This is a genomic window from Amycolatopsis sp. NPDC028719 (genome assembly GCF_055565395.1).
On sequence record NZ_JBVHUL010000001.1, the window covers coordinates 1,402,297 to 1,418,734 of the forward strand.

The following is a 16,438-nucleotide window of genomic DNA, read 5'->3' on the forward strand; positions in this document are numbered from 1 at the left end:
AAGACGCTGCCCCGAACGGCGTCTTGGGAAAGGGAACGACAGCGGTGACAGGTAGCAGACAGGCTGGAGCGCGCTCCGCGGCCGTCCTCGAGCGTCATTACGAGGACACCGCCTACGGCCAGCTCGACTTCTCCGACGACCCGAACATCACGCAGCAGGACATCCTCGCCGCGCTCGGCCCCGACGCCGACGCGATGATGGCCGAGATCGACGTCGACGTCGACGAACTGATCCGCCTCATCAACGCGGAGACGACCTTCCTGCCGCCGATCGTCATCCCGGACGAGATCGAGGCGGACCGGACCGCGTCCCCGCAGGCCAAGCGGGCCGCGATGGACGAGAGCATCCGCCAGACCAGCAAGGTCTGGAAGCGCCGCTTCCTCAAGGGTGCCGTCCTCAGCGTCATGATCAGCGTCGCCGGCGGCGGCGCGGCCGCGCTGGCGATGAACAAGAGCATCACCGTCGACGTCGACGGCCAGCAGCAGACCATCCACTCCTTCGGCGACACCGTCGGCGAGGTGCTGGAGGACGCGGGCCTGTCCGTCGGCGCGCACGACTCGCTCTCCCCGTCCCCCCAGGCGGAGGTCGGCGACGGCGGGGTCATCAAGCTCGAGCGCGGCCGTCAGCTGAAGCTGATCGTCGACGGCACGGAGCACACCTCCTGGGTCCGCGCGACCCACCTCGGCGACGCGCTCGGCCAGCTCGGCATGACGGGCATGGACAAGCCCGGCACCTGGATGTCGATGCCGAAGGACGGCGAGCTGCCCCTGGAGGGCGCCACCGTCCAGATCAAGACCCTCAAGAACATCACCCTGTACGACGGCGCCAACGCGCCGAAGCAGGTGAAGACGACCGCGGTCACGACGAAGGAGTTCCTGGGCGAGTACAAGCTCACCCTGGGCCCGGAGGACCAGGCCGAGGGCGGGCTGGACGTCAAGCTGACCGACGGCGCCGAGGTGCACATCAGCCGCACCGGCGTCTCGACGGTCGTCCAGAAGGAGAGCATCGACCCGCCCGAGCAGCGCGTCGACGACCCGGACCTCGCCAAGGGCAAGACCTCGGTCGAGGACCCGGGCACCCCCGGTGAAAAGGAAGTGACCTACAAGGTCACGCAGAAGAACGGCAAAGAGGTCGGCCGGGAGAGCATCTCCGAGAAGGTCATCACCCAGCCGAAGCCGAAGATCGTCCACGTCGGCACCAAGCAGGCCCCGACGCCGGCCATCGGCGACGGTTCCTCGTGGGATCGCATCGCGCAGTGCGAGTCGGGTGGCAACTGGGCCATCAACACGGGCAACGGCTACTACGGCGGCCTCCAGTTCGACAAGCGCACGTGGGACGCCTACGGCGGCGACGAGTACGCGAACCTCCCGAACCAGGCTTCGCGCGAGCAGCAGATCGCGGTCGCGGAGAAGGTCCGCGACGCCCGCGGCGGCTACAGTGCCTGGCCGGTCTGCGGCAAGAAGGCCTGACGCTCCTTTCGAAACGGCCCCCGTCCCTCGTGGACGGGGGCCGTTTCGTGTTCGCAAGGAGGCATCACGCGTGACCCGAGGGGCATCACCCGTGATTGAGGGGGCATCACCCGCGATGCCCCTTCGGACACGCGTGATGCCTGCCCAATCACGCGAGAAGCCCCATCGGTAGGCTCGTCCGGTGGTTGAACTGCTGGGACCTGCCGAGATCCGGGGGCTGGCGGCCGAGCTGGACGTGCGGCCGACCAAGAAGCTCGGGCAGAACTTCGTGCACGATCCCAACACCGTCCGCCGGATCGTCGAGCTGGCGAACGTGGGCCCGGACGACGTCGTCCTCGAGGTCGGGCCCGGGCTCGGGTCGCTGACCCTCGGGCTGCTCGCCACCGGCGCGCGCGTCGTCGCCGTCGAGATCGATCCCAAGCTCGCCGAACGGCTGCCCGAGACCGTCGCCGACCGGGGGCCCGAGGTCGCCGGCCGGCTCCAGGTCGTCACGGCCGACGCGCTGCGCGTCACCAAAGAGGAGCTGCCCGAGCCGACCGCGCTCGTCGCCAACCTGCCCTACAACGTCGCCGTCCCGGTCGTGCTGCATCTGCTCGCCGAGGTGCCGTCCCTGAGGTCCGGTCTCGTCATGGTCCAGACGGAGGTCGCCGAGCGGATGGCGGCCGGCCCCGGCAGCCGGATCTACGGCGTGCCGAGCGTCAAGCTCGCCTGGTACGGCCCGGCGCGCAAGGTCGCCGCCGTGCCGCGCTCGGTGTTCTGGCCGGTGCCGAACGTCGACTCCGCGCTCGTCGCCTTCGAACGCGGTGACACTCCGGCGTCGGACGACCGCGATCGGCTCTTCGGTCTCGTCGACGCCGCCTTCTCACAACGCAGGAAGACGCTCCGCGCCGCGCTCGCGGGCTGGGCGGGCTCGGCCGAGCGGGCCGGGGAACTGCTCACGGCCGCCGGGATCGACCCGAAGACCCGGGGCGAGCAGCTCGACGTGCACGACTTCGCCCGGTTGGCTGCTGTCCGTTAGCACGTCCACAGTGGAAGTCAACGCGGTCGGGCGAAAATACGCCTCTTGCCGTGCGATCCCGCGATTCGGACACCTCCACTCGTGTGATCTGGGCCAACGGGCTTGCTTTAGCTCCTCGGGATCGGTTTTACTCAGTACGTCCATCCCGAGCGACTGAGAGACCTGGCTCGCCGAAGTCGCAGCAACCACCCCCCACGGGGCAGGTGCTACCGCCAGGACCGATGGAGGCCGTTTCCGATGAAGAGGGTTGCTCGCCCCCTGCTCCTGACCAAGCGTCGCGTCGTCGACGAAGGCCGCCGCTCCGTGACCGCATGTCGGCGCTCCCACTGAGCTTGCCCGACCCGTCACACCTCTTCTTCATGCACCGTCCATAGAGGACGGATACTCGCTTGCGGCCGGACGCGCATCTCTGCGCGCCCCGTTTTCTGGAGCCTTCGTGATCACCGTCGAAAACCTGTCCAAAACCTTTGCCACCAACGGAAATTCGGTCGTCGCCCTGCGCGACGTGAGCGTCGACGTTCAGGCCGGCTCGCTCTTCGGCGTGGTCGGCCCGGCCGGGTCCGGCAAGTCCGTCCTCGCCCGGTGCATCGCGCTCCAGGAGCGGCCCGACCGCGGCGTCGTCCGCCTCGACGGCCTCAACACCGGCACCCTCGACGGCCGCCGCCTGCGCGAGATCCGCCGCCAGCTGGGTGTCGTCTCGACGAAGCCGGAGCTGATCGCCGAGCGCACGATCGCCGGCAACATCGCCTCCCCGCTCGAGCAGCTCGGTGTCGACGGCCCGCAGCGCCGCAGCCGGGTCGGCTCGCTGCTCGACCTCGTCGGCCTGACGCAGCGCGCCACGCAGCGTCCCGGCGAGCTGACCGAGGGTCAGCTCCGCCGCGTCGCGGTCGCGAAGGCGCTGGCGGCGGCGCCCGCGGTGCTGCTCGCCGACGACCCGACCGCCGGCATCGACCCGGAGGAGGCCGGCGCGGTGCTCACCGTGCTCGACCGCGCCCGCGCCGAGCTGGGCACCACCGTCGTGATCACGACGCCGGACGCCGGCGTGGTCCGCCGGGTCTGCGACGACGTCGCGGTGCTCGAAGACGGCACGGTCATCGAGCGCGGCACCGTCCTCGACCTGGTCTCGAACCCGGCCAGCCGCACCGCGCAGGCGCTGCTGCCGGCCATCGAGACCACCCGCGCGCAGTCGGCGCGCTACGACCGCTCGGTCGACGTCGTGCTGGTCGGCTTCGCTTCGGTCGGTGCGCTGCTGCCCGAGGCCGCGGGCCGCTTCGACGTCGAGTTCGCCACCATCGGCGGCGGCCTGACCCGGATCGGCGACACCCCGGTCGGCCGGTTCCGCCTCGGCGTCCGCGGCGAGCGGGCCGACGCGGCGCTGGCGTGGGTCGCCGAGCGCGGCGGCCACGTGACGCACACCGCGCGCGGCCCCCAGGGTGTCGCGGCAGCCTGACCCGAGCGCCCCAATGTGGCCTTCGGTGCGTTCAACGCACCGAAGGCCGCCTTGGGTGCGTTGAACGCAACCAAGGCCACATTGGGGCGTTTTCGCGGGCACGTAGGCTGGTCGGGTGCTCGCCGTAGTTCCGCCCCCAGTCACCGTCCGGGTCCCGGCCAAGGTCAACCTGCACCTCGCGGTCGGCGACCTGCGCGAAGACGGTTACCACGACCTCGTGACCGTGTTCCAGGCCCTGTCGCTGACCGACGAGGTGACCGTCGCGGTCACCGAGGAGCCGGGGCTGGAGCTCTACGGCGAGGGCGAGGGATCGGTGCCCGCCGACCACACCAACCTGGCCTGGCGCGCGGTCGAAGCGCTTTCCGCGCACGTCGGCCGCACCGGAGAGCCGAACGTCCGGGTGGTGCTGCGCAAGGGCATCCCGGCCGCGGGCGGCATGGCCGGCGGCAGCGCCGACGCGGCGGCGACCCTGGTCGGGCTGGCGAGCCTCTGGAACCTCGACGTCACGCGCGACGAGCTGGCCGAAATCGCCGCCGGGCTGGGCAGCGACGTCCCGTTCGCGCTCTACGGCGGCACCGCGCTGGGCACCGGGCGGGGCGAGCAGCTCGTCCCGGTGCTGTCGCGGCACACCTTCCACTGGGTGCTGGCCTTCGACTCCGAAGGGCTGTCGACGCCGAAGGTGTTCAAGGAGCTGGACCGCCTCCGCGCCGGCGGCAAGTCGCCGCGGATCGGCTCGCACACCCCGGTCGTCGAGGCGCTGGCTTCGGGCGACCCGCGGCAGCTGGCGCTGTTGCTGGGCAACGACCTCCAGGCGGCGGCGGTTTCGCTGCGGCCCGGGTTGCGCCGGACGCTGCGGGCCGGCGTCAACGCGGGCGCGCTCGCCGGCACGGTTTCCGGCTCCGGCCCGACGTGCGCGTTCCTCTGCGAGGACGCGCAGTCGGCGGTCGAGGTCGCCGCGGAGCTCTCGGGCGCGGGGGTGTGCCGCACGGTCCGCGTGGCGCACGGCCCGGTTCCCGGCGCCCGCGTGGTCGGCGGGGACGACGCGCCGCGCCCGGCCCCGCCGCGGGTGCACGCCTGACCCTCCACTGTGGATGGTCGGATACCACTTCTTCTTCTCTCGGAAAGGATCGGCTGAGCGCATGGCCAACCTGGTCAACCTGGAAGCGGTGAGCAAGTCCTACGGGGTTCGCCCGCTCCTGGACGGTGTGTCGCTCGGCGTCGCGGCCGGGCAGCGCATCGGCGTCGTCGGCCTCAACGGCGGGGGCAAGACCACCCTTCTGGAAGTCCTTTCCGGACTCGCCGAGCCGGATTCCGGGCGGGTGAGCCATGTCGGCGGCCTGCGGATGGCCGTGGTCACCCAGCGGACCGAGCTCCCGGACGGCAGCACGGTCGGCGAAGTCGTGCTCGAACGCTACGGCGCCGAGCACGAATGGGCCGCCGACGCGCGCGTCCGGTCCATTGTGGACGGCTTGGGCATCACCGCGATCGGGCTCGAAACGCCCACCGCGAACCTCTCCGGCGGGGAGCGGCGGCGGGTTTCGCTGGCGGCCGCGCTGACCGGCGAGCTCGACCTCGTCGTGCTCGACGAACCGACCAACCACCTGGACGTCGAAGGCGTCCAGTGGCTCGCCGACCACCTGCTGACCCGGCGGATCGCGGTCGTGGTCGTCACGCACGACCGGTGGTTCCTCGACACCGTCGCGAGTGTGACCTGGGAGGTCGCCAACGGCCGCGTCGAGAGTTACGAAGGCGGTTACGCAGACTGGATCTTCGCGCGCGCCGAGCGGGCGCGGCTGGCGGCGACGGCCGAGGAGAAGCGGCAGAACCTGGCCCGCAAGGAGCTGGCGTGGCTGCGCCGCGGCCCGCAGGCGCGCTCGTCGAAGCCGCGCTACCGCATCGACGCGGCCGAGGCGCTGATCGCGGACGTGCCGCCGCCGCGCGACTCCGTCGAGCTGATGGCGTTCGCGAAGCGGCGCCTGGGCAAGACCGTGCTGGAGCTGGAAGACACGACGTACCAGGTCGGCGACCGGACGCTGCTCGACCACGTCACCTGGCGGGTCGGGCCGGGCGACCGGATCGGCCTGGTCGGGGTCAACGGCTCCGGCAAGACGTCGCTGCTGAAGCTGCTGGGCGGTGACGTCGAAGGGTCGACCGGGCGCCGGATCGAGGGCAAGACGGTCGCGCTCGCGCACCTGCGCCAGGAGCTCGACGACCTGCCCGCCGACCTGCGCGTGCTGCAGGCGATCGAGCAGGTGGCCGGGCGCGTGGTGTTCGGCAAGCAGGAGATGACGGCGTCGCAGCTGGGCGAGAAGCTCGGCTTCCCGCAGGCGCGCCAGTGGACCCCGGTCGGCGACCTCTCCGGCGGCGAGCGGCGCCGGCTGCAGCTGTGCCGGCTGCTGATGGCCGAGCCGAACGTGCTGCTGCTCGACGAGCCGACGAACGACCTGGACATCGACACGCTGCAGCAGCTGGAGGACCTCCTCGACGGCTGGCCGGGCACGATGGTCGTCGTCTCGCACGACCGCTACCTGGTCGAACGCGTCTGCGACACGATCGTCGCCCTCTTCGGCGACGGCCGCATCACCCACCTGCCGGGCGGCATCGAGGAGTACCTGAACCGCCGCGCCCTCGCCAAGGAACCGGCGGCCGCGGTGGCCCCGACGGCGGCGAAGGCCGAGGCGAAGAAGTCCGCGGCGGATCTCCGGGCGGCGCAGAAGGAACTGGGCCGGCTGGAGCGCAAGCTGGACCAGCTGCACGCGAAGGAGGAGAAGCTCCACGCGTCCCTCCTGGAGGCGGCGACCGACCCGGCGAAGCTGATGGAGCTCAACTCGCAGCTGAAGGGCGTCCAGGGCGAGATCCAGGACGTCGAGGGCCGCTGGCTGGAGACGTCCGAACTGCTGGAGTGACACGGCTGCCAGTAATGTCTGCCTCATGAGCAGGTTCGTGGACACGCTCGTCGCCACCGCGGCGGGGCGGGGTCAGCAGCGTGGCATGGTCACCGGGGAGCCCAAGGAGCCGGTCCGGCGGACCTGGGCCGAAGTGCACCAGGAAGCCCGGCGGATCGCCGGTGGGCTCGTCGCCGGCGGGTTCCGGCGGGGCACGGCGGTCGGGGTGCTGGCCGCGGCACCGGCGTTGATCGCGCCGACCGTGCAGGCCGTCTGGCTGGCCGGGGGCAGCGTAACCATGCTGCACCAGCCCACTCCGCGCACCGACCTCGCCGAGTGGGCCGAGGACACCGTGCGGGTGCTCGGGATGATCGGCTCGGACCTCGTGCTGCTGGGCGAGCCGTTCGACCAGCTGGCGCCGGTGCTGGAGCAGAAGGGCATCGGCTTCAAGCTGATCACCGAGCTCGCCGGAGCCGAACCCCTGGACGACGTCGTCGTCACCGACGAGGGCGAGACCGCGCTCCTGCAGCTGACCAGCGGGTCCACCGCCGACCCCAAGGCCGTGCGGATCACCTACGGGAACCTGTACTCCAACGTCAAGGCCATGGTCGACCGCGCGGAGTTCGACTTCGACACCGACGTGATGGTGTCCTGGCTGCCGACGTTCCACGACATGGGCATGGTCGGCTTCCTGACCGTGCCGATGACCTTCGGCGTCGAGCTCGTCAAGATCACGCCGGTCGAGTTCCTGTCGGGGCCGTTGATCTGGCCCGAGCTGATCACCAAGTACGGCGGCACGACGACGGCGGCCCCGAACTTCGCGTACGCGATCGTCGGACGCCGGATGGCGCGCGTCGATGAGGACGACGCCTACGACCTCTCGAAGCTGCGGATCGCCCTGAACGGCGCCGAGCCCATCGACGAGACCGCCGTCCAGACCTTCGTGGACGCCGGTGCCCGGTTCAAGATGCCGGCGGAATGCGTTTTCCCGGCCTACGGCATGGCGGAGGCGACGCTCGCGGTGTCGTTCGCGCCGCTGTTCACCGGGCTCACCCTCGACGTCGTCGAAGCCGACGCGCTGGAGGCGGACAACCGCGCGGTGCCGGTCCCCGAGGGCGACCCGCGGCGCGGCACCGACAGCGTCCGGTCGTTCGCGCTGCTCGGCCGTCCGCTGGACGGGCTCGAGGCGGAGATCGTCAACGACGCGGGCGAGCGCGTCGGCGAGCGTGAGGTCGGCGAGATCCGGCTGCGCGGCGAGGCCGTGACGCCGGGCTACCTGACCATGGAGGGCCCGGTCGCCACCCAGGACGACGCGGGGTGGCTGAACACCGGCGACCTCGGGTACCTGGTGGACGGCCAGATCGTCATCTGCGGCCGCCGTAAGGACGTCATCATCATGGGCGGCCGCAACCTGTACCCGACGGACATCGAGCGCGCGGCGACGTCGGTCGAAGGTGTGCGGGCGGGCAACGCGGTGGCGGTGCGGCTGGACGCGGGCAGCCGTCGTGAACGCTTCGCGGTGGTCGTCGAGTCGAAGCTGGCGGGCGACGCCGAGGCCGAGAAGAACCTGATGAAGCAGGTCTCGGCGCGGGTGCGCGACGCGGTCGACATGCGGCCGTACGCGGTGGTCGTGCTGCCGGCGGGGAGCCTGCCGAAGACCCCGTCGGGCAAGGTCAAGCGCGCGGCGACGGCGCAGCAGTTCGCGGACAAGATCAAGAAGAACGCCGACTCCTGACCGGCCCGGTCCCAGCGCCCCAATGTGGCCTTCGGTGCGTCTGACGCACCCAAGGCGGCCTTGGGTGCGTCTGACGCAACCAAGGCCGCCTTGGGGCGCTAGGGGCTAGCGCTGTTGGACGCGGGTGGCGCGGATCGTCGGCGGGGTCGCGCGTTCGGCCGTGGCTTCCGCCGGCGTGCGGGCGCCCGGGAGGTCCGGGGCGTGGCCGGTGCGGGTGGCGAGCTGGTCTTCCACCGCGTCGAGGAAGTCGTCCACCTCGCGCTCGTCGTAGCCGCGCTTGCCGATCAGCGGCTTCGCGAAGATCACGTGGTGCACTTCGGCGGCGGTCAGGTCGTCCTCCTCGGCGAACGTCTTGGCGATGCGCCGGACGAACTCGTCGACCTCGTGCTTGGCGTAGCCACGGCGGCCGATCGGGGCGTTACCGAAGGTGACCTCGGCGAGGTCTTCGGCGGTGAACGACATGCAACTCTCCGATTCGGGGGTTGGGCGGTGCGAACTGCCGTACACCGTCCTAACCCGCGGACGGGCTCCCCGGAAGGGGTGGACCTCGAAGCTCACCCCGACGGGCGGCCGCCATCCGCCTGTGAGTGAGCCGGGACTACGCAGCGCTGTGTGGCCGGGCTCACACTCGTCAGCCTCGGCCGAACCACTTCCGCAGCCCCTGCGGGCGCTGCTCGTCGACCACCACCGGCCGCGGGTTCCGCAGCTCGATGAGCGCCGCCTCGGCCTCGTCCAGGAACAGGTCGACCTGAGCCTGGTCGTAGCTGCGCATGCCGACCGGCATGATCGTGAACTCGACGTAGTGGATGTCGTCGGCGGTCAGGATGTTCCGGCCGGCCAGCGCCTCGGCGATCAGGTCGAGGAAGGCGTCGACCTCGTCCTCGTTGTAGCCGCGCCGGCCGAAGCGGGGTTTGCCGAACGCGATCGCCCGGACTTCGTCAGGGGTCATGGGCTCACCTTGCCACTGTTGTCAGCCGGCATGGAAGGCGTTTTGCGCGGCCGCGAGACCCGTGCCGACCAGTGCTTCGGTCGCGTCCGCGCACCTGTCCACCTCGAACGGGAGCTCCTTGCGCTCCACCGTCGAGAAGTCCTTCAGCACGAAGTCCGCGGGGTCCTGGCGGCCGGGCGGGCGGCCGATGCCGAACCGGACCCGGTAGTAGTCGCGGGTGCCGAGCGACTTCGTGATCGAGCGGAGTCCGTTGTGGCCGTTGTCGCCGCCGCCGAACTTGAGCTTCAGCGCGCCGAAGTCGACGTCCAGCTCGTCGTGCACCACGACCACGCCGGTCGGCGGCACCTTGTAGAACCGCGCCGCGCCGACCACCGGGCCGCCGGAGAGGTTCATGTACGTGCGCGGCTTCACGAGCACGACGCGGCGGCCGGCCAGCCGGCCTTCGAGCACCTCGCCACCGCTCTTGTGCGTCTTGAACTTGCCGCCGACCCGGGCGGCGAGCTCGTCCAGCACCATGAAACCGACGTTGTGCCGGTTTCCGGCGTACTGGGGTCCGGGATTGCCGAGGCCGGCGAGCAGGATCAGCTCGCCGGCCCCGGGCAGGTCTTCGGTCATGCGGAAAGACTATTCGGCGGATTCGGCCGACTCGCCGCCCGCTTCGGTGGCGTCTTCGTCGTCGGCCTCTTCACGCTGCGGCTCGTTGACGGCGACGACCAGCGACTCGGGGTCGGTGACGAGGGTGGCGCCCTGCGGCAGCTCGATCTGGCCGGCCAGGACCTGGCTGCCGACCTCGAGGCCCTCGATGGAGACCTCGAACTGCTCCGGGATGTGCAGCGCCTCGACCTCGACCTGCAGGGTGTCGACGTCCTGGTTGACCAGGCCGCCGGGGCCGGGGTTGCCGGTGACGACGACGGGGACGTCGACGACGATCTTCTCGCCGCGCTTCACGACCAGCAGGTCGACGTGCTCGATGTAGTTCTTGAGCGGGTGCACGACGATGGTCTTCGTCAGCGCGAGCTCGTCGGAGCCCTCGATGGCGAGGGTGATGACGGCGTTGGAGCCGTTCTCACGGACGACGCGGGCGAACTCGATGGCCGGCAGCGCAAAGTGCCGCGGGTCCGAGCCGTGGCCGTACAGCACGGCGGGGATCTTGCCGGCGCGACGCGTGCGGCGCGCGGCGCCCTTGCCGAACTCGGTGCGCGGCTCGACGGACAGACGTACCTCGGACACGGTGTGGCACTCCTTCAAATCACGAACATGGTGCGGGAGACAGCATGCTGCGGCGGGGGATGCGGGCGTTGTTCTGTTCAGGCGGTTGCGTTCGGCGGCGAGTTTCCGGGCGTGCACGACAGCCGGGGGCTACTCCGAGCCGCCGCGTCGATCACGCCGGGCACCCAGAAGGGCCCCGCCTCGCCGAGACAACCTCGAGAGTGTAAACCAACCTCATCACGGTGGGTTGCGGCGGGGGCCCGGGCCAGGCTAGAACCCTCCTGAACCCCGGTGCGTGACGACACAAATCCGGTGGCGCGACTTCACCGGCCGAGGTGTGCTCGGACGCGGCGGCAGAGCAGGGGGCGGAAGATGCGGGCTCGACGGGGCATGGCGGCGGCGGTGCTGCTGCTGGGCGGAGTGCTGGCGGGCTGCCAGGCGGCGATCCCGGGCACCGCCGGGGTCTCGGCCGCCGGCCAGCAGACGGCCGACCGGCGCGCGGAGCAGCGTGCCGCGGTCGACGCCGCCCTCACCGCGCTGGGCCAGACGCCCGCGCTCTCCCTGAAGTCGGCGACCAAGGGGGCCGAGCAGCAGTTCCGGGTCACCCGCGGTGGCAACGCGTTCGGCGGGCTGCCGCTCGACGGCCGCGTCGTCCAGGTGACCTCGGTCGCGGGCCAGTTCTACCTGCAGGCCGACGCCGACTACTGGAAGGCGCACGCCATCGACGAGGGCACGCAGTTCGGCACCAGCTGGGTGCGTTCGCTCGGCTCCGAGCTGCCCTTCGACCCCGCCGCCAAGTTCGCCCCGCAGGCGCTGGCCGACGGGCTGCGCAAGGCGCTGACCGGCCTCGACCGGCTGGGCGATCCGGTCAAGGCGAAGCTCCCGGACGGCACCGAGGTCTACCAGCTCGGCGCCGCGCCCAGCGTCCTGCGCGTCACCACGGCCAAGCCGAACCGGGTCGTCAGCTTCGCCCCCGCGCTGCTCGACCCGCAGGCCGGCCCGAAGTTCGGCGGCGAGTTCCGCGTCGACCCGATCGCCGGCGACGCGCTGAAGACGTTCCACACCGACCTGGACAACGCCGTCGGCGCGCTGGGCCAGCCGTTCGAAGGCCTGGTCCAGGCCAGCGCCGTCGTCACGAACGACACCCTCGACTGCAAGGACTTCGTCGGCTCCTGCACGACGACCGTCGACGTCTCCACCAGCGTGGTCGGCTCGCCGGCCGCGGGCGGCAAGAGCGTCGTGCACATCAACCTTTCGGTCGAGGTCAGCGCCGACTCGCTCGGCGCGCAGACCTGCACGACGGCGGCCGACGCCGAGCCGTACGCGACGGTGAAGATGTCCTGCACGGTCAAGTTCAAGCTGCCGAACCGCACCGCCAGCTACCAGGTGCTGTCCAAGCCGAACGCGACGGCGGAGGTGCGCGCGGCGCTCGACGCCAACGCCGTGAAGCAGAAGGTCGCCGCCGAGTTCGCGAGCCTGGGCGGCTGAGCTGGACACCTACCCGGGAGTGCGTTGCTTCCGTTGAAGTAGGTGATCTTCCGTTCTTAGCATCGGCTGCGTACAGCCGATTCGAACGGGAGAAATGACATGGCCAAGCTGGTGGTTTTCGGGGGGACCGGGTACGCCGGGGGCAAGATCGGCGCCGAGGCGCTGCGGCGCGGGCACGAGGTCGTCGGCGTCGCGCGGAACCCCGGTGCGGCGCCCGAAGGCGTCGACGAGCGGCAGGGCTCGCTCCACGACGAGGAGTTGGTGGCGGGACTGGCGAAGGACGCCGACGTCTTCGTGGTCGCCACCCCGGCGCGCGCGATCGACGGCAAGAAGCTCATCGACGCCGTGCCGTCGCTCGCCCGGATCGCGCGTGAGAACGGCGTCCGGCTGTCGTTCGTCGGTGGCGCGGCGAGCCTGCTCGTCGCCGAGGGCGGCCCGCGGCTGTTCGACACCCCGGAGTTCCCGGCCGAGTACAAGGAAGAGGCCGGCAACCACGCCGAGGTGCTCGGCCTGCTGCGCGAACAGCCCGAGGACCTCGACTGGTTCTACGTCAGCCCGGCCGCCGAATTCGGGGCCTGGACCCCCGGCGAGCGCAAGGGCGAGTTCCGGATCGGCGGCGACGTCCTGCTGACCGACGAGAACGGCAAGTCGCACATCGGTGGCGACGACTTCGCGACCGCGTACGTCGACGAGATCGAGCAGCCGAAGCACCGCCGCGCGCGCTTCACCGTCGCTTACTGACGTCACTTTCCCTAGGAAAGTGATGTGGAGGGCCTACCTCCGCAACACTTTCACGGCGAAAGTGACGTGCGATTACGTGCGGGTGGCGAGTTCTTTCAGGACGGGTGCGAAGGTCTCGAAAAACGGCTCGAAGACCGTGATGTACGAGAAGCCGTAGCGCTCGCGCCGGGTTTCCAGCTGTCCGGCGATCTCCTCGACCGTGCCCAGCAGCAGCTGGGGCGCGTCGAGGAGCTCCCGGGCGTCCGGCACGGCGCTGCGCTCGGTCAGCTCGTGCCAGGCCTCCGCCGCGGCCGGCCGGTCGTCGGTGACCTCGACGTGCTGGACCAGCATGTTGTACTCGGGGTCGCGGCCGGTCCGGGCACGGAAGAACGCGACGCGCTCGTCCATCGCCTCGGCGTTGTCGAGCTTGAAGGTGCCCGGCGGCTTCCCGGGCTGCTGCCTCAAGCCCCCGAAGCCGACGATGTCGGCGTACTCCGCGGCCAGCTCCAGGACGCCGTCGCTGTTGCCCGCGATGAGCAGCCGCGGGTGGTCGATGCCTTCGTCCTCGAAGTGTTTTCGCAGGTAGCCGAGGCTCTCGCGGAGGTAGCCGATCCGCTCGGACGCCTTGTGCCACGGCAGGCCGGCGTTGTCGAACTCGGCCTTCATGTGCCCGGCGCCGAGGCCGAGATCGAGGCGCCCGTCGAGCAGCGCGGCCGTCGAGGAGGCTTCGCGGGCGAAAAGCGCGAGGTTGTAGAAGGGCACGTTGGAGACGAGGGTGCCGAGCCGCGGCCGTTCGGTGACGGCGGCGGCCATGGCGAGCACGGGGAACGGCGCGAACCGCCCGGTGCCGAGGTGGTCGGGCACGGTGATGACGTCGTAGCCGAGTTCCTCGGCCCGGCGGCACTTGGCGATCCACGCGTCCCGGCTGCCGATTTCACGGAAGCTGACGCCGAACTTGAAGTTCCCCATGTCCGGCACGCTAGCGCCGGAAACCGCCGCCGGGCGCGGAGTTCGCGCCCGGCGGACGGGATCAGGCGTTGCCGTCGAAGAGGGACGTCACCGAGCCGTCTTCGAAGACCTGCTGGATGGCCTCGGCGAGCATCGGGGCGATCGACAGGACCGTCAGCCCCTCGAACCGCTTCTCCTCGGGGATCGGCAGCGAGTTCGTCACGATCACCTCGCGCGCCTTGCACTGCGAAAGCCGCTCGGTCGCCGGGTCCGACAGGATGCCGTGGGTCGTCGCGATGACGACGTCCGCCGCGCCCTCGTCGATCAGGGCCTCCGTCGCCTTCACGATCGTGCCGCCGGTGTCGATCATGTCGTCGATCAGGACGCAGAGCTTGCCCTCGACCTTGCCGACCACGCGGTTGGCCACGGCCTGGTTCGGCTTGTCCGGGTCGCGGGTCTTGTGGATGAACGCGATCGGCCGGTCGCCCAGCGTCTGCGCCCACTTCTCGGCCAGGCGCACGCGGCCCGAGTCCGGCGAGACGACGGTGATGTCGGCGTTGCCGTAGGTCTTCTTGATGTGCTCGGCCAGCACGGTCTGCGCCATCAGGTGGTCGACGGGGCCGTCGAAGAAGCCCTGGATCTGCGCGGTGTGCAGGTCGACCGTCATGATCCGGTCGGCGCCCGCGGTCTTGAACAGGTCCGCGATCAGCCGCGCCGAGATCGGCTCGCGGCCCTTGTGCTTCTTGTCCTGGCGCGCGTACGGGTAGAACGGCATCACCACGGTGATCCGCTTCGCGCTCGCCCGCTTGAGCGCGTCCACCATGATCAGCTGCTCCATCACGTACTCGTTGATGGGCGTGGTGTGGGCCTGGATGACGAAGGCGTCGGTGCCGCGCACGGACTCCTCGAACCGGACGAACAGCTCGCCGTTGGCGAACGTGTGCGCCGTCTGCGGGGTGATCGTCACGTTGAGGTGCTCGGCGACCTCTTCGGCGAGCTCCCGGTGCGCCCGTCCGGAGAAGAGCATCAAGTTCTTCTTCGGTGTGCCTGACTTCGGACTCATGCTGGCGACTCCCCGTCGGTTCCTGCTGCTGGCTCGGCGTCGAGGGCGGCCTGGGCCGCCTCCGCCGCGGGCGTACCCGGCCGGCGACGGATCGCCCAGCCTTCGATGTTCCGCTGCGGCGGCGCCGACACCGCGAGTGTGCCCGGCGGGACGTCTTCGCGGATCACGGCACCCGCCCCACTGTAAGCGCCGTCACCGATGTGCACCGGGGCGACGAAGGTGTTGTCCGCGCCCAACCGGACATGCGACCCGATAACGGTCTTGTGCTTGTGGACACCGTCGTAGTTCACGAAGACGCTCGAGCAGCCGATGTTGCTGTTCTCGCCGATCGTGGCGTCGCCGACGTAGGTCAGGTGCGGCACCTTCGTGCCGGCGCCGATGTCGGCGGCCTTCGTCTCGACGAACGCGCCGAGCTTGCCCTTCTCGCCCAGCTTCGTGCCCGGCCGCAGGTAGGTGAACGGGCCGACGTTCACGCGGTCGCCCAGCTCGGAGTCGGAGCCGTGCACCCGCACCACCGAGGCACCCGCCCCGACCTTGACGTTCGTCAGCGTGCTGTCCGGGCCGACCGTGCTGCCCTCGCCGACCGAAGTGCTGCCCTTGAGCTGGACGCCGGGCTCGATGACGACGTCCCGCGCCAGCGTCACGCCGGCGTCGATCCAGGTCGACGCGGGGTCGACGACCGTGACGCCCTCGCGCTGCCAGCGCTGCACGATCCGGCGGTTGAGCTCGGCGCCGAGCACCGAGAGCTGGACGCGGTCGTTGACGCCCTCGGTCAGCCACGGGTCGTCGACGACGAGCGCGCCGACTCCCACGCCGTCGCCGTTCGCGATGCCCAGGACGTCGGTGAGGTAGAGCTCGCCCTGCGCGTTGTCGGTCGACAGCCGCGAAAGGCCGTCGCGCAGCACGGCGGCGTCGAAGGCGTACACACCGGAGTTGATCTCGGTGATCTCCGCCTGCTCCGGGGTCGCGTCCTTGTGCTCGACGATCCCGGTGACCTTGCCGGCGTCGTCGCGCGTGATGCGGCCGTAGCCGGTCGGGTCGTCGACGACCGAGGTGAGCACGGTGACCGCGTTCTTCGCCTCGGTGTGCTCGTCGAGCAGCGCGCCCAGGGTCGTGGTGTCGAGCAGCGGGACGTCGCCGTAGCTGACGAGCACGGTGCCGGTGAGGTCGGCGGGCAGCGTCGCGAGCGCGCACGACACGGCGTGGCCGGTGCCTTTCTGCTGGTCCTGCACCGCGGTGCCGACCGGGCGGCCGAGGGCGTCCCCGACCCGCGCGAGGTGCTCGCCGACCAGTTCGCGGCCGTGGCCGACGACCACGACGAGGTGCTCGGGGTCCAGGCCGGCGGCGGCCCGGACGGCATGCTCGACGAGGGGCCGCCCGGCGATCGGGTGCAGCACCTTGGGCGTCGAGGAACGCATGCGGGTGCCCTCACCCGCGGCGAGGATCAACGTGCTCAGCGGGCCGGTCAACGGCGCTCCCAACGATGGCTCCGGTTGTCACTTTC

Annotated in this window: 15 protein-coding genes and 1 riboswitch; of the genes, 8 read left to right on the plus strand and 7 right to left on the minus strand. The window is 70.8% G+C overall.

Annotation, left to right across the window (positions count from 1 at the left end):
• The first annotated feature begins 44 nt into the window (after positions 1-44).
• The 6 genes from ACZ4TR_RS06970 to ACZ4TR_RS06995 all read left to right on the plus strand — a co-directional run bounded on the left by ACZ4TR_RS06970 (position 45) and on the right by ACZ4TR_RS06995 (position 8,557).
• Positions 45-1,469 (plus strand): transglycosylase family protein, encoded by a 1,425-nt coding sequence (locus ACZ4TR_RS06970; RefSeq protein ID WP_465286112.1) that lies wholly within the window; start codon positions 45-47, stop codon positions 1,467-1,469.
• Positions 1,470-1,650: 181 nt separating this feature from the next.
• Positions 1,651-2,487: a 16S rRNA (adenine(1518)-N(6)/adenine(1519)-N(6))-dimethyltransferase RsmA gene (gene rsmA / locus ACZ4TR_RS06975; protein WP_465286113.1), complete on the plus strand. Its 837-nt coding sequence runs from the start codon at positions 1,651-1,653 to the stop codon at positions 2,485-2,487.
• A gap of 137 nt (positions 2,488-2,624) precedes the next feature.
• Positions 2,625-2,715: riboswitch (SAM riboswitch) on the plus strand.
• A gap of 208 nt (positions 2,716-2,923) precedes the next feature.
• Positions 2,924-3,937: a methionine ABC transporter ATP-binding protein gene (locus ACZ4TR_RS06980; protein ID WP_465286114.1), complete on the plus strand. Its 1,014-nt coding sequence runs from the start codon at positions 2,924-2,926 to the stop codon at positions 3,935-3,937.
• 115 nt (positions 3,938-4,052) lie between these two features.
• Positions 4,053-5,015, plus strand: coding sequence for a 4-(cytidine 5'-diphospho)-2-C-methyl-D-erythritol kinase (locus ACZ4TR_RS06985; protein ID WP_364523688.1), 963 nt, complete (start codon positions 4,053-4,055; stop codon positions 5,013-5,015).
• Between the two features lie 61 nt (positions 5,016-5,076).
• Positions 5,077-6,843 carry an ABC-F family ATP-binding cassette domain-containing protein gene (locus ACZ4TR_RS06990; protein ID WP_465286115.1) on the plus strand — a complete coding sequence of 589 codons (1,767 nt, stop codon included), beginning with the start codon at positions 5,077-5,079 and terminating at the stop codon, positions 6,841-6,843.
• A 25-nt stretch (positions 6,844-6,868) separates the two neighbouring features.
• The gene (locus ACZ4TR_RS06995; RefSeq protein ID WP_465286116.1) at positions 6,869-8,557 is read left to right on the plus strand and encodes a fatty acyl-AMP ligase; all 1,689 of its coding nucleotides are present in this window, start codon (positions 6,869-6,871) and stop codon (positions 8,555-8,557) included.
• Between the two features lie 105 nt (positions 8,558-8,662).
• On the opposite strand, the gene ACZ4TR_RS07000 is transcribed toward ACZ4TR_RS06995, so the two are convergent.
• The 4 genes from ACZ4TR_RS07000 to ACZ4TR_RS07015 form a co-directional block, all read right to left on the minus strand.
• Positions 8,663-9,019, minus strand: a complete 357-nt coding sequence (locus ACZ4TR_RS07000; protein ID WP_364523680.1) for a DivIVA domain-containing protein — start codon at positions 9,017-9,019, stop codon at positions 8,663-8,665.
• A gap of 169 nt (positions 9,020-9,188) precedes the next feature.
• On the minus strand, positions 9,189-9,506 hold the full coding sequence (locus ACZ4TR_RS07005) for a DivIVA domain-containing protein (protein WP_465286117.1): 318 nt from the start codon (positions 9,504-9,506) through the stop codon (positions 9,189-9,191).
• 21 nt (positions 9,507-9,527) lie between these two features.
• Positions 9,528-10,121, minus strand: coding sequence for an aminoacyl-tRNA hydrolase (gene pth, locus ACZ4TR_RS07010; protein ID WP_364523676.1), 594 nt, complete (start codon positions 10,119-10,121; stop codon positions 9,528-9,530).
• A gap of 9 nt (positions 10,122-10,130) precedes the next feature.
• Complete coding sequence (locus ACZ4TR_RS07015; RefSeq protein WP_465286118.1) at positions 10,131-10,736, minus strand: 50S ribosomal protein L25/general stress protein Ctc; 606 nt, start codon at positions 10,734-10,736, stop codon at positions 10,131-10,133.
• 351 nt (positions 10,737-11,087) lie between these two features.
• Between ACZ4TR_RS07015 and ACZ4TR_RS07020 the strand changes: the two genes are divergently transcribed.
• Entirely contained in the window at positions 11,088-12,203 is a 1,116-nt protein-coding gene (locus tag ACZ4TR_RS07020) for a hypothetical protein (RefSeq protein WP_465286119.1), read from the plus strand.
• Between the two features lie 99 nt (positions 12,204-12,302).
• Positions 12,303-12,944, plus strand: coding sequence for an NAD(P)-dependent oxidoreductase (locus tag ACZ4TR_RS07025; RefSeq protein ID WP_465286120.1), 642 nt, complete (start codon positions 12,303-12,305; stop codon positions 12,942-12,944).
• A 72-nt stretch (positions 12,945-13,016) separates the two neighbouring features.
• Here ACZ4TR_RS07025 and ACZ4TR_RS07030 read toward each other — a convergent pair whose 3' ends face one another.
• The 3 genes from ACZ4TR_RS07030 to glmU form a co-directional block, all read right to left on the minus strand.
• Positions 13,017-13,892, minus strand: a complete 876-nt coding sequence (locus ACZ4TR_RS07030; RefSeq protein ID WP_465286121.1) for a TIGR03621 family F420-dependent LLM class oxidoreductase — start codon at positions 13,890-13,892, stop codon at positions 13,017-13,019.
• Between the two features lie 61 nt (positions 13,893-13,953).
• Positions 13,954-14,934 (minus strand): ribose-phosphate diphosphokinase, encoded by a 981-nt coding sequence (locus tag ACZ4TR_RS07035; protein WP_465286122.1) that lies wholly within the window; start codon positions 14,932-14,934, stop codon positions 13,954-13,956.
• Positions 14,931-16,403 carry a bifunctional UDP-N-acetylglucosamine diphosphorylase/glucosamine-1-phosphate N-acetyltransferase GlmU gene (gene glmU, locus ACZ4TR_RS07040; protein ID WP_465286123.1) on the minus strand — a complete coding sequence of 491 codons (1,473 nt, stop codon included), beginning with the start codon at positions 16,401-16,403 and terminating at the stop codon, positions 14,931-14,933. The genes ACZ4TR_RS07035 and glmU overlap by 4 nt, the downstream gene beginning before the upstream one ends.
• Positions 16,404-16,438 lie beyond the last annotated feature (35 nt).

Excerpts from the sequence above, each read along its gene's own strand:
- ACZ4TR_RS06990 (WP_465286115.1), top strand. The coding sequence starts at position 5,077 with ATGGCCAACCTGGTCAACCTGGAAGCGGTGAGCAAGTCCTACGGGGTT.
- ACZ4TR_RS06995 (WP_465286116.1), top strand. The coding sequence starts at position 6,869 with ATGAGCAGGTTCGTGGACACGCTCGTCGCCACCGCGGCGGGGCGGGGT.
- ACZ4TR_RS07000 (WP_364523680.1), bottom strand. The coding sequence starts at position 9,019 with ATGTCGTTCACCGCCGAAGACCTCGCCGAGGTCACCTTCGGTAACGCC.
- ACZ4TR_RS07005 (WP_465286117.1), bottom strand. The coding sequence starts at position 9,506 with ATGACCCCTGACGAAGTCCGGGCGATCGCGTTCGGCAAACCCCGCTTC.
- pth (WP_364523676.1), bottom strand. The coding sequence starts at position 10,121 with ATGACCGAAGACCTGCCCGGGGCCGGCGAGCTGATCCTGCTCGCCGGC.
- ACZ4TR_RS07020 (WP_465286119.1), top strand. The coding sequence starts at position 11,088 with ATGCGGGCTCGACGGGGCATGGCGGCGGCGGTGCTGCTGCTGGGCGGA.
- ACZ4TR_RS07025 (WP_465286120.1), top strand. The coding sequence starts at position 12,303 with ATGGCCAAGCTGGTGGTTTTCGGGGGGACCGGGTACGCCGGGGGCAAG.
- ACZ4TR_RS07030 (WP_465286121.1), bottom strand. The coding sequence starts at position 13,892 with ATGGGGAACTTCAAGTTCGGCGTCAGCTTCCGTGAAATCGGCAGCCGG.
- ACZ4TR_RS07035 (WP_465286122.1), bottom strand. The coding sequence starts at position 14,934 with ATGAGTCCGAAGTCAGGCACACCGAAGAAGAACTTGATGCTCTTCTCC.